The sequence below is a fragment of the Amycolatopsis sp. BJA-103 genome, assembly GCF_002849735.1.
Classification (GTDB): domain Bacteria; phylum Actinomycetota; class Actinomycetes; order Mycobacteriales; family Pseudonocardiaceae; genus Amycolatopsis.
The window spans coordinates 1,862,607-1,875,159 of record NZ_CP017780.1 but is presented as its reverse complement, the minus strand read 5'-3'; the positions used below and the strand labels follow the sequence as shown (position 1 = coordinate 1,875,159).

Genomic DNA, 12,553 nt, shown 5'->3' with positions numbered 1-12,553 from the left:
TCCGAGGTGGTCATGTCTTCCCCGAATCCAGCCAAGCCGCAACGCGTCCTGTTGCGCAAACCCCGAGCCGATTCGGCCGCTCGCCTGTTCTGTTTCCCCTATTCGGGCGTCGGCGCTTCGATGTACAACCGCTGGCCCGCGTTCGCCGGTCCCGCCGAAATCTGTTTCGTGCAGCCACCCGGACGGGAGAACCGCATCAAGGAACCGCACTACGGCACCTATGAGGAGCTGGCCGGGCAGCTGGCGGACCAGCTGCTGCCGTATTTCGATCGCCCGTTCGGCTTCTTCGGGCACTGCGGCGGCGCCCTACCTGGTTTCGCGCTGGCCCTGCATCTGTGGGAACGTGGCCTGCCCACGCCGGACCGGTTGTTCCTCTCGTCCCAGGTCTCCCCGCACGACGGCCCGTTCGGCCGGTTCCTCGAATTGACCAACGCCGAACTCGCCACCGAACTCACCGCGTTCGTGGGGCAGCTCGGCGGAAACGCCAGTCCTGACATGATCGCGATGGGGTTGCGAGTGCTGCGCAAGGATGTTGATGCGAACAAGGCCTACCACCTGGAGACCCCGGTGAAACTGCCGTCGACGATCCACGCGATCGGCTGGAGCGACGACGTCGAGATCCGGCCGGAGCAGAGCACCGGCTGGGCCGAGTACGCGGAGCCCGGCCGGTTCCGGCAGGTGGTGCTGGAGGGCGAGCATCACGCGTTCCTCCACGCGCCACCGGCGCTGGTGGACGAGCTGGGCACCGGGATGGCCGAAGCCGTCGCAGGCCGCCGCGTCGTCGCCACGGCGGGAGGGATCGCGTGAGCACTCCCGTCACCACCGCCGTTCCCGCCACGATCCGCCGTCTCCTCGTCGGCCGTTCGCTGTCGTTGCTCGGCACCGCGATGATCCCGACCGCGCTGATCCTGGCGATCATCGAAGCCACCGATTCCGGTACCGCAGTCGGTGTCGTCCTCGCTTGCGAGCTGATCCCCCAGTTGCTCCTGCTGCCGATCGGCGGGGTGATCGCCGACCGCCTGCGCCCGCAGCGGCTCGCGTTCGCCGCCGACGTGGTGCGCGGCCTGGTGCAACTGGCCATCGGTGTCGAACTGCTCCTCGGCTCGATGCAGATCCTGCACCTGGCCATCCTCTCGGCCATCGCGGGCGCCGCCATCGCCATCGGCACGCCGACGATGTCGCCGCTGGTCATCGCGACCGTGCCGGAACGCGACCGCCTGCGCGTCAACGGGCAGCTCGGCATGGCCAGAGGGCTGGCACTCGTGGTGGGCCCCGGCGTGGTGGGCCTCCTGATCGTGACCGTGGGCGCGGGCTGGCTGTTCGTCGTCATCGCGGCCGTGTTCTTCGCGGGCGGCGCGCTGCTCGGCGGACTCCGCACCGCCGCCCGGCCCGCCAGGAGCAAGGAAGCCACGTTCGTCCGCGACCTGGTCGAGGGCTGGACCGAGGTCCGCAAGCGCCGGTGGTTCTGGACGAACCTGCTCGGGCACGGCGTTTCGAACCTCACGGCCGGCATCTTCATGACACTCGGGCCGCTGATCGCCATCCGCGTACTGGGCGGCGAGATCTCGTGGGTGATCATCTACCAGTGCGGCATGGTGGGCATGATCATCGGCTCGTTCCTGGCGCCGCGCCTGCCGATCGCCCGGCCACTGATCGCGACCTCACTGGGTGGCGCGGTGTTCGCCCTGCCACTGGCCGCTTTCGCCATCCCCGGCCCGGTGTGGCTGAACGCCGCGGCCTACTTCGTGGCGATGCTCGGCCTGGGCATCCTGAACACGCTCTGGCAGACGGTGATGCAACAGCAGTTCCCGCCGCAAACCCTGGCCAGGGCCGATTCCTACGACGCGCTCCTGTCCTTCGCAGCCCGTCCACTGGGTCTCGCCCTCGCCGCGCCGGTGGCGATGATGACCAGCGAATCGACCGTCCTGATCTTCGCCGCCGTGCTGGTGGGCGGGTTCAACGTCGCGCTGCTCGCCCTGCCGGACGTCCGGCGGATGCCGTTGCGGTCCGCGCCCGAGACGGCGGTTGCGGTGCCGGTCGAAATGCCGACCACCGCGCAGGCCACCGATACGGAGAAGACGTCGCCGCGGAGCTCTGCCTGACCTGCCTCGTGAGTGGTAAGGGCGGTTCTGGTGGACCTGTATTTGCCTGCCCACTGGATCCTGATGTCATCTCGGTGGCTTGTAGAGCTTGTTCTGGATGCCGTTGTGGGCGAGTGGGGAGGATTTGAGACGTTCAACGTCCCAAATCCTCCCCACTCGGCTGCCGTCCGCGAGGTGCGGGGTGGCACGGTCTTGATCGACGGAGGATCGGGGACGTTGAGTGTCCCCGATCCTCCGTCGATCAAGTACCAAGACCGGAGCGACCCCCTCGACTACCGCACACCATCTTCGCCCTGGTCACGCGTAGGTAGGCAAATACCGGTCCGCTCTAACCGTCTTTACCACTCACGAGACTTTAGGGCTCGCTGATCCGGGCCGTCGTGAGAATCCGCGCCAGCCATTCCGGTGTCTCGAAAGCCACTTTCGGGACGTCTGATGTCCCGAAAGTGGCTTTCGCGACATAGACGCTGGGCATCACGAAGTCCGTGAAGGCCCGGCTCTGGTGCAGTCCTCGGTGACTACTGGTCCCGCGCGGCCTGGTAAACCCTGCCGCTGTCCGACGAGGTCGCGGTCATCGTGACCGTCGCGCCGGATTCGTGATCACCGGGATAAGGACGGTCCGGACGGCTGATCCACGCGATCGTCGTGGTCCCCTTCACCGCCACTCGTACCCGGCTGTAGGCCGCCGGATCCGCGACCGGGCTGTTGCGCACGACCTCTTCGAAGAACCACCCCGACGTGACCATCGCCAGCACACCCGGCGACTCCGCCAACGCTTGCTTCAGCACGGGCGCGTCCAGCAGCCGGAACGTCAGATCGACCGCCGCACCGGCGACCCCGTGTGCGTCGAAGACCACCTCCCCGGCATGCAACGCGAGGCGCAGCCGGATCTGCTGCTCCACCGGTCGCGTCGCGTTGTGCGCACGCAACTCCGCGGCCACCGCGTGCGGGAACAGCTCCACGAACAGTGATTTGGGCGCCCGTGAAGGAGCCATCACCATGAGACCGTCACCGCGGTCCTCGCGGTGACACTCGGCCCACGAAATACCCGTGGCGTTGAAGGCGTTCTCCAGCGCGCGGTACATGCCCTTCCGCACCGCGAGCTGTTGCGGTGTGGCCCGCCACCGGTCACCGAATCCCTGTACATCCACCGCCAGCACGGTCCGATGCACAGCTGATCGCGTTCTCATGATTCATGACTAGCAAGAAGTTCCGGCGGGGCTTGTGTCAATTGACGCATTGACCGCCTGGCGGTTCTGCTACCGCTTCCGAGGGGTGTGCCTTCACGTACTTCAGCCGGACACGTTGCCCAGGAAGTCCGGAACACGGACACCCAGGCCGAGCTCCCGCGCACGCCGGTGGACGAGGTCCGCGACGGCGAGGTCCAGTACGCCGAGCCCGAACGGCGAGAAGACCGTGAGGGCGTCTGTGCTTCGCTGGTATTCGCCGCCCGCGAGGAGCAACTCCCCGAGCGAGTGGGCGATGAAGTCGCGGTGGCCGACCTGCTGCTCCGCGAGGTGCGGCGACGTCGCGGCCCGGCAGACGTGGTCGGCGTCGTCGACGATGTTGACGCCGGACAGGATCGTCTCCGGCGTGAGGTCGCGCAGGGAGAGGTGCAGGATCAGCGTTCCCGGCCGGCAGTGCGAACCGTCCAGATGCGGGACCGTCGCGCTGGTCGCCAGGGACACCAACGGGTGTGCGGCGAGGGCGTCCTCGACCCTGGTGGCGACGTCGATCTTCACCTCGGGCCACCGGGTGGCGCACTTGACCGCGAAGGCGGCGGCCCGATCCTGGTCGAGGTCGAACAGGGTGACCGAGTCCAGTCCGGCGTCCACGGCCCGCAGGAACGCCAGGACCTCGAAGTTGATCACGCCGCAGCCGATGAGGGTGACCCCGGAACCGCCGGTGCCGAGGGTCGCGGCGGCGACCGCCGCGCTCGCCGCGGTGCGCCGCGCCGAGATGGTCGCTCCCTCGAGGAACACCTCGGGATGGCCGGTCCGCATCGAGTTGAGGATGATGGCCGCCGACGCCCGGTCCAGCGCGGAGTTCACGTTGCCGGGGAACGACGACACCCATTTGACTCCGGCGACCGCGGCCTCGGGCGAGTCCAGGTAGGCGGGCAGCGCGATGATCCGGTTGCGCTCGTCGCCGGGGAATCGCAGGAACACCGAGTGTGGCACGGCCGTCCGGCCTTGGGCGTGCAGGACGTACGCGGAGCGCACCGCGGCCAGCACGTCGTGCTCCGCGCCGTCGAGGATCCGCCGAACGTCGCCATGGGACAGGATCAGCATGCCGCCAAGCCTGGCGGACGGCGATCGCCTTGCGGAGGGAAGAACACGCAGACAAACCGGCTATCCGTTGTGGACGGCGACGAAACGCAGTTCGGCGGTGTAGCGGGAACCCGCGTCGTCGGTCAGCCACACCTGCTCCGGTGACGGCAACATCTCCGTGATCGCCAACCGGCCGCCCGGATCCTGGCGCGCCAATCGCCGAACAGCCTTCGCGAAGACGTTCACATACACCGGAGCGTCGAAGTCCACATAGAACGGACGCGGCTCTCCCGGTGACACCACGAACACAAACCGTGGCAACCCCAACGACTCCCGCCACCGGCGACCCAGCACGAACCGCCGCGACTCCGACTTCTCCGCGGTGAAACCCAGTTCCTCCACCGGGATCGACCACGACTCCCGCGCCACCACCAGCCGGTCCACTGTCACCCGAGGCGTGTGGTCCGCGTCCGGCATGATCCGGAACAGGTCCATCGCCAGTGTGGTCAGCACGTGCCCAAACACGTCGAGCACGTCGAACTCCGTGCTGTCGGGCAACACCGCCACCAGCCGGTCGCCCCGTTCCTCCACCCGGACGTCGGCGCTCAGCACCGTCCGCCCGCGTTTCGGGTCGGCCGTGTGGTCCACGAGGGCGACGTAGTAGTCCTTCGGCCGGTCGAGCGAATAGCGAATCCGGGCGGACAGCCGGGATCTGTGTTCCTTGGGCAGCATCGGGAGCAGGCGCGGGCCGGGGAAGTCGGCCGTGGTCTCGGCGAGCAGTTCGCCGCGCGCCGGATGCTGGTTGACGAACAACGAGGCGCCGAGAGTGTTCGACGCGACGTGCAGCTCGCCGAGCACCAGCCCGCCGCCGTCGCCGGGGACGACGAACACATCCGGGCTGAGGTAGCGGGCCATGCCCCAGCCGGGAGACGGCTCGCCGAACTCGTCCCGCACCCGTTCCGCGATGTCCACACTGGACACACGGACTCGGCGGGCACCATCGGGGACGTCGAGGATTCTCGCCCACCGTGTGGCCAGCTCGAGACGGAGCGCCGTGGCCTCGGCCACCGCCGAACCGTGCAGGATCGGCATGCACGCGAACCAGAACGCGGCGAGGTCGACCGGTCCGGCGGCCGCGAGTCCTGTGTGGACCCGACGCGCGTGACTCAGCACCGTGTCGGCGAGCCGGGAGGTCAGCCAGGTCGCGCTGGTCATCAGCAGGTCGAGGGGGGCGAGGTCGGCCAGGGTCCCGGTGCCGAGCCGGGACCGCGCCGCCCGGACGGTGTCGGAGTAGACCAGACCACGGCAGGGTGCGGTGTTGGTGCCTTTGGCGCGGGTGGCCGCCGCGCCGGTCAAGGTCGTGAAGACGGTCTCCAGCGCGCCCAATTCGTCCGGCAGCTCAGCGGACGCCGCCGCCCCGACCCGGTCGCGACCGCGCTCCAGCTCGTCCAGCCGGGCGAGCCAGTGCTCCCGGAACTCGGTGTCTCCGGCGGACTCCAGCCAAGTTCGCAGATGCCGCTCGGGGTGCGCGCCCGCCGGGATGTCCAGCCGCCAGACGACCCATCGGCGGAGTACCAACTCCTCCAGCGAGGAGGCCACTGCGGGGCCTAGGTCCTCCTGGATCGCCTGTGCGGTCCGGACTCCGTCACAGTGGTCGAGCACCCGGCCGAGCCCCGGCGGGATCTCCTGCGGTGGCCGGCCGGGGAGGTGTGCCAGGCCACCGGAAATCCGCACGAACGGCACCCGGCGCGGCGCCACCCAGTTCCGCGATCGCGGATCGGCGCTGATCGCCTGGGCCACCGCGTCGATCGCCCAGCTGGCGAAGTAGACGTTCGAAGCCGTGATCAACCCGGAGCCCGGCTCGACGGCGACGCCCTCGACAGACTCGTCCCACCGGCCCCATCCCACCGGGCCGAAGAAGCCGATCGTGTCGTTCTTCACGCAGAACCGTTGCCAGTACTGCGCCACCAGCTCCTCGCGCTGCCTCGGTTTGCTGGTGCGGCCCGCCACCGACGGCTCCCAGGCCAGGAAGGACTCGACACCGGTTCGCCAGATCGTCGAATTCTGCCACTCGACCGCGTCCCGGAATCCCGGCGCGGACGCGATCGCCTGGAGTTCCACGGCTGTTTCCACGGCCGAGGCGGCGAACTGCTTGTCGAACACGTCCCACGCCGGGCCGGACAGCCGCGCGCCCGCGTCGAACTGGTCCGCGGCGGTCGCCAGTCCTTCCGGCGCCAGCCGCAGCACACCCGCGGCGGGGAAACCCGCGCCACGGACCGCGAACTGGTCCCACAGCCGCCACTTTCCGCTCAACCACACCATGTCGGCAACGCTCCTCGCGGCTATCGGGGATCAACGGCGCGGAAGCGCCTCGGCGTGTTCCCACCGGACACGATGGCGACGGCCCGGCCGGTGAACCCGGTCCGCAAAGCTCCGGCGAGGGCGACACTCCCGCTCGGTTCCGCCTCGACGCCGTTGCGGTGCAACAGGTCCATCGCCGCCAGGATCGCCTCGTCGGTGACCTCGATCATCTCGTCGACCCGGCGCCGGATGATCGGGAACGGGATCGCGCCCGGCCGCTGGCCACGCAGCCCGTCGGCCACCGTGTCGGACGGCGGCACCTCGACCGGGCATCCGGCCGCCAGCGAACGGGCGTAACGCCGCGCCGCCACCGGCTCCACCCCGATGATCCGCGGTGTCCCGCGCGTTCCCTCGGCGGCCAGGCACACACCGGCCAGCAGACCGCCTCCGCCGGTCGGCACGAAGATCGCGTCGAGGTCCGGTATCGCCTCGAAGACCTCCAGCCCCACGGTGCCCGCGCCGGCGACCACCAGCCCGTGGTCCGAGGACGGCACGAACACCGCACCGGTGCGGTCGGCGAGATCTCGCGCGTGCTGATCCCGTTGGGCCACCCCGCCGGGAACTTCGACCACCTGGGCACCGAGCCTGCCGATGGCGGCCGCCTTGTCGGCCCGCGCTCCCCCCGCGACGACGACCGTCACCCCCACGCCCAGTTCCGCGCCGAGCCGCGCGACCGCGATCCCGTGGTTGCCCGACGAGCCGGTCACGACGTGGGTGGCGGCCAGGTCGAGCATGGCGTTCGCCGCGCCACGGGTCTTGAACGAGCCGCCCAGCTGCAGATGCTCGGCCTTGAGCAGGATGTGCGGCAGGCCGTCCAGCGGCAGCAACGGGGTACGTCGGATCCGGCCCTCGGTCCGCCGCGCCGCCGCCAGTACGTCGGCGGCGCCGAGCCGGGGCGCTCTGACGATCATCGGGCGGACTGGTCGACCGCGACGAAGCGTAGTTCGGAGGTGTAGCGGTTCCCCACGTCGTCGGTCAGCCACACCTGCTCCGGCGACGGCAGCATTTCCGTGATCACCAGCCGGCCGCCCGGATCCTGCCGTGCCAACCGTCGAACAGCCTTCGCGAAGATGTTGACGTACACCGGCGCGTCGAAGTCCACATAGAACGGACGAGGCTCCCCTGGCGAGACGACGAAAACGAAACGCGGCAATCCCAACGACTCCCGCCACCGACGGCCCAGCACGAACCTCCGTGCCTCGGACTTCTCCGAAACGAAGTCCATCTCCTCCACCGGGATCGACCACGACTCGCGCGCCACCACCAGCCGGTCCACCGTCACCCGGGGCGAGTGGCCCGCGAGCGGCCGCAGGGAGAACCGGTCCATGACCCGGTTGGTCATCGCGTTGCTGAACACGTCCAGCAGGTCGAACTCCGCGCTGTCGGGCAGCACGGCCACCAGCCGGTCGCCCCGTTCTTCGACCAGGACGTCGGCACTGAGCACCGTCCTGCCCCGTTCCGGATCGACCGTGTGGTCCACCAGGGCCACGTAGTAGTCCTCGGGCCGGTCCAGGGAGATCCGGCTGCGCGCCGACCACCGCGGCGGCTGTTCCTTGGGCAGCATCGGCAACAGGCGCGGGCCCGGGAAGTCGGTCGCGGTCTCGGCGAGCAGCCGTCCGGCGTCCGGATGCTGCATCACCCACAGGGACGTGCTGGCGGTGTTCATCGCGACGTGCAGTTCGCCGAGGACCAGCTCGAAATCCCCGCGTGCCACCGCGTCGGCGTCGTCGGCGACGACCATCACGTCCGGGCTGACGTACCGGGACTGCGGCCAGCCAGGGCCGGTTTCCCCGAACTCCTCCCGCACCCGGTCAGCGATGTCCACACTGGACAGACGGACGCGCCGGGCGTCCTCGGGGACGTTCAGGATCCGCGCCCAGCGCTCTCTCAGCTCGGTCTGGATCCGGTCGATGTCGGCGATCGACCCGCCGTGCGGGGCGGGCAGGCACTCCATCCACAACGACGCGAGATCCACGCTGCCGTGCCGGTCGCGCAGGCGCTCGTAGGCCTCCCGGACGCGGCGCCCGACGGCCTCTCCGAACCGGCCGGTCAGCCAGCGGGCGGCGGTGAGGCACAGGCCCAGCGGGGTCAGCTCGTCGCGGATCGCGGCGCCGATCCGGACCGTGGCGGACCGGCGGCAGTCTGCGTAGATGAGCGCCCGGCACGGTGCGGTCCGCGTGCCCTTGGCGCGTTGCGCCGCGACCTGGGTCAGCTCCTCGAACTCGGTTTCCAGCTCGGAGAACGCCGCCGAGAGAGCGTTGGCGTCGACACCGGCCGCCTGGATCCGGTCCCGGCCGCGTTCGAGTACCGCCACCTTGGCCAGCGCGTCCTGCCGCAGGCCGGGATCCGAAACCCGCTCCAGTACGGTCCGCAGGTAGCGTTCGGGATACGCGCAGGTCGGCACCTCCAGCCGCCACACGATCAGCCGTCGCCGCACCAGGTCGTCCAAGAGGGACACGACCGCGTCTTCGGTCGCCCCGAGGTCCGCCGCGAGCTCCGCCGGACGTCGGACACCGTCGCAGCGCGAGAGAATCTCCCGTTCGAGCGGCTCGAGCCGTTGCGGAGGCCGCCCGGGCATCCCCGCCTGGTCCCCGGCGATCCGGACGAAGGACACCCGGCGCGGCGCGATCCAGGCCCGCAGCCGCGGATCGGTGCCGACGGTGCGGGCGACCGCGTCGACGGCCCAGCTCGAGAAGTAGATGTTCGACTCGGCGACCAGACCGGAACCCGGCTCGACGACGACGCCGTCCACCGTCTCGTCCCACTTGCCCCATCCCACCGGGCCGAAGAAGCCGATCGTGTCGTTCTTCACGCAGAACCGTTGCCAGTAGTGCGCGACCAGCTCCTCGCGTTCACGCCGCTTGCTGGTGCGTCCCTCCGCCGAAGGATCCCAGCCGAGGAACAAGCCGATACCCCGTTGCAGCAGGGCCGGGTTCTGCCAGGCCACCGCGGCCTGGAAGGCCGGTTGCGCGGCGATCTCCTGCAGTTCCTTGACGTTGTTCACCATCGCGTCCGCGAACAGCTCCTCGAACGCGAGCCACTCGGGACCGGTGAGCCCGGCGCCACCGGCGAACTTGTCCGCCGCCTCGGCGAGCCCGAGCGGCGCCAGCCGCAGCACCCCGGAGGCGGGGAATCCGGGGCCACGCAAGGCGAACTCGTTCCACAACCGCCATTCGCCGCCCGACAGCAGGACTTCGTCAGCCACGGCCCACCGGATCTCCACCGGTTCCGCACCATTCGAGGACGGCGCGCGCACTGTGGTACTTGTTCTCCGCCTGCTGGAACGCGAGGCTCGCGGGTCCGTCGAGGACCTCCGCGGTGACCTCTTCGCCGCGGTGCGCGGGCAGGTCGTGCAGGAACACCTCGGCGCCGGTCTCGGCCATCACCTTGGCGTCCACCTGGAACGGGGCGAACACCTCGCGCCAGTCCTCGGTGTGTTTGACCGTTCCCGTGGTCTGCCATCGCGTGGTATAGACCACGTCGACCGTCGGCAGGGCGGTCATGTCGTGCCGCTCCTCCACCAGCGCGCCGCTGCGCCTGGCGTGGACCGCGGCCCGGTCCAGGAACCGTTGATCGAGGCCGTAGTCCGGCGGCGTCCGCAGATACAGCTTCGTGCCGGCGTACCGGGACAGCGCCAGCGCCAACGCCGACGCGGTGTTGTTGCCCTCGCCGACGTAGAGCACGCGCAGGCCTTCGACCCGGCCGAACCGCTGGGTGAGCGTGGTGAGGTCGGCGAGTGCCTGGGTGGGATGTTCCTCCGCGCACATCGCGTTGATCACGGCCATCCGCCGGTTCACCGCGTACGCGCGAAGCTCGGCCTCGCCTCCGGCCGTCCGCACCACGAGCAGATCGAGCATGCCCGACAGCACGGCGGCGGTGTCCTCGATGGTCTCACCGGTGTTCTCCTGAAGGTCGCCGGGACCGTAGGTGATCAGCCGGGCGCCGAGCCGGAGGGCTCCGGCGGAGAACGAAGTCCGCGTCCTGGTCGAGGTTTTGCGGAACAAAATACCCGCGACCAAATCTCGCAACGGGCGCTCGTCTGTTCGGCGGCCGAGCGTGTGCTCGATCCCGCGGCCGACGATCCAGTGCAGGTCGGCGTCGTCGAGGTCCTCGAGTGAGATCAGGTGGCGGCGTGCCGGGTCGGCCATGGCTACCTCCGAAGTGTGCTCGCCACAGCCTGCTGCCGGGGGTGATGGGACGGCAGGGAAAGAGCGGCAGGATCGGTGCGGGCACCGGTTGCGCGTTTGTCCCTGCTTCTACGAACAGTTCCGTGACAACGGTGAAATTCACGCCAAGTGCGAAAAACAGCACAGTAAAAGTTCTCGATTTTCATACGTAGCGAGGAAGACAACCGCCTCCTTCCCGATGAGACTGGACGCCGGTCGAATGGGGAAGGGAAGTTGGCATGGGAGAGCCCGCAAGGGTCAGTGTGGACGCGGCCGATCCGGTACTCGAGGCGGGGATCGGCTGCACACTGAACGGGAGTCCGGAACTCACGGTCGTGACGAACGGCGAGGAAGCGGACGCCACGGTCGTGGTCGTCGATCTCGTGGACGAGAAGGTGCTCGACGTCGTGCACACCATCAGGAACCAGGCCCACCGGCCCGAGGTCGTCCTGCTGGCCACCGAACTGTCGCCGGGCGACGCGCTGCAAGCGATCGCGGCGGGCGCGCACGGCCTGCTGCGCCGGAGGGAGGCCAGCGCGAGCCGGCTCTCCCGCGCCGTCCTCGCCGCCGTCGTCGGCGACTGCACCATGCCACCGGACCTGATCGACCGGGTTCTCGAACAGGGAATGGAAAACCAGACGCCGGTCGCGCCGCAGGCGTGGGCACGAGCGGGGCTCAGCGAACGCGAGCACGCGGTGCTGCGCCTGGTCGCCGAGGGTTACGAGACCGACGAGATCGCCCGGCGGCTGTCGTACTCGGCGCGTACGGTGACGGCGGTCGTGCACGACATCACCCAGCGTTTCCGGCTGCGCAACCGCGCGCACGCCGTCGCCTACGCACTCCGGGCCAGGCTGCTGTGATCAGTGTGCAGGTGACCGCGGCGGGCGCCGCGGTCAGGGAAGCCGTGGTCGGCAAGCTGAGACAGGCGGGAATCCTCGTCACGGCCACGACGGGCACCGTGGTGGTGGCCGCCGGCGGCACGATCGACGAAGCGCTGACCACCTGTCCCCCCACGCTTCGTACGCGGGGCCAGCGGTTGATCGTCGCCGCCGACACGCTCAATCCGGCCGGTGTGCTGCATGCGGTCCGGGCGGGTGCGCGGATCCTGTTGCAGACTCCCGAAACGACGCCGGACCAGTTCGGTGCCGCCGTGCATTCGGCCGTACACGGGGAGAGCCGGGTGCCGTATGGGGTACTGGTCCGTTTGCTCAGCGGTGGCGCCGAACTGTCGATGCCGATCGGCGACCCCCTGGCCGCACCGCTCACGGAGCGACAGCTGACGGTGCTCACCCTGGTGGCGGACGGGCACGGCAACGCCGACATCGCACGCGAGCTGTCCTGTTCCGAGCACACCGTGAAGAACGTCATCTACGAGCTGATGGCGCGGCTTCAGGTGCGCAACCGGGCCCACGCGGTCGCCCACGCGGTCCGTGCCGGGCTGATCTGACGGCACCGCTCAACTTATGTTGCGGGAAGGGCAAAGGTGGCGTGTTCGGGCGGGGTGTCCGTGAAGGACCCCTTCCCTACTCTCAAGGTAGTGAAGGGGTCCTTCACGTACTTCCCGCAGGCAAGGGGCGACGGCAGGGCCCCGACGCAGACAGGCGTGACCACCCCACGCTGTGCCCTACCCTCCACTAGCCCTCCTTGCCACTCA

General features: G+C 69.5%; 10 protein-coding genes. 4 read left to right on the top strand and 6 right to left on the bottom strand.

Translation table 11 applies throughout. From position 1 onward, the window contains the following. Positions 1–12: 12 nt before the first annotated feature. Together BKN51_RS08385 and BKN51_RS08380 are read left to right on the top strand one after the other, a co-directional pair. Entirely contained in the window at positions 13–807 is a 795-nt protein-coding gene (locus tag BKN51_RS08385) for a thioesterase II family protein (RefSeq protein WP_101607079.1), read from the top strand. Continuing rightward, entirely contained in the window at positions 804–2,102 is a 1,299-nt protein-coding gene (locus BKN51_RS08380) for an MFS transporter (RefSeq protein ID WP_199193113.1), read from the top strand. Before BKN51_RS08385 ends, BKN51_RS08380 begins: the two co-directional genes overlap by 4 nt. 518 nt (positions 2,103–2,620) lie before the next feature. On the opposite strand, the gene BKN51_RS08375 is transcribed toward BKN51_RS08380, so the two are convergent. The 6 genes from BKN51_RS08375 to BKN51_RS08350 form a co-directional block, all read right to left on the bottom strand. Beyond that, positions 2,621–3,253: a hypothetical protein gene (locus BKN51_RS08375; protein WP_146044423.1), complete on the bottom strand. Its 633-nt coding sequence runs from the start codon at positions 3,251–3,253 to the stop codon at positions 2,621–2,623. A gap of 141 nt (positions 3,254–3,394) precedes the next feature. Beyond that, positions 3,395–4,393: a 2,3-diaminopropionate biosynthesis protein SbnB gene (gene sbnB / locus BKN51_RS08370; protein WP_101607077.1), complete on the bottom strand. Its 999-nt coding sequence runs from the start codon at positions 4,391–4,393 to the stop codon at positions 3,395–3,397. A gap of 60 nt (positions 4,394–4,453) precedes the next feature. Further along, positions 4,454–6,694 carry a lantibiotic dehydratase gene (locus BKN51_RS08365; protein WP_101607076.1) on the bottom strand — a complete coding sequence of 747 codons (2,241 nt, stop codon included), beginning with the start codon at positions 6,692–6,694 and terminating at the stop codon, positions 4,454–4,456. Positions 6,695–6,714: 20 nt separating this feature from the next. Next, complete coding sequence (locus tag BKN51_RS08360) at positions 6,715–7,644, bottom strand: threonine ammonia-lyase (protein WP_101607075.1); 930 nt, start codon at positions 7,642–7,644, stop codon at positions 6,715–6,717. After that, positions 7,641–9,938 carry a lantibiotic dehydratase gene (locus BKN51_RS08355; protein WP_101613114.1) on the bottom strand — a complete coding sequence of 766 codons (2,298 nt, stop codon included), beginning with the start codon at positions 9,936–9,938 and terminating at the stop codon, positions 7,641–7,643. Before BKN51_RS08355 ends, BKN51_RS08360 begins: the two co-directional genes overlap by 4 nt. After that, the gene (locus BKN51_RS08350) at positions 9,931–10,881 is read right to left on the bottom strand and encodes an ornithine carbamoyltransferase (RefSeq protein WP_101607074.1); all 951 of its coding nucleotides are present in this window, start codon (positions 10,879–10,881) and stop codon (positions 9,931–9,933) included. Before BKN51_RS08350 ends, BKN51_RS08355 begins: the two co-directional genes overlap by 8 nt. A 257-nt stretch (positions 10,882–11,138) precedes the next feature. Here BKN51_RS08350 and BKN51_RS08345 point away from each other — a divergent pair, with 257 nt between their 5' ends. Together BKN51_RS08345 and BKN51_RS08340 are read left to right on the top strand one after the other, a co-directional pair. After that, positions 11,139–11,759, top strand: coding sequence for a response regulator transcription factor (locus BKN51_RS08345; protein WP_168214294.1), 621 nt, complete (start codon positions 11,139–11,141; stop codon positions 11,757–11,759). Next, on the top strand, positions 11,756–12,346 hold the full coding sequence (locus BKN51_RS08340) for a response regulator transcription factor (protein ID WP_101607072.1): 591 nt from the start codon (positions 11,756–11,758) through the stop codon (positions 12,344–12,346). Before BKN51_RS08345 ends, BKN51_RS08340 begins: the two co-directional genes overlap by 4 nt. The last annotated feature ends 207 nt before the right edge of the window (positions 12,347–12,553 follow it).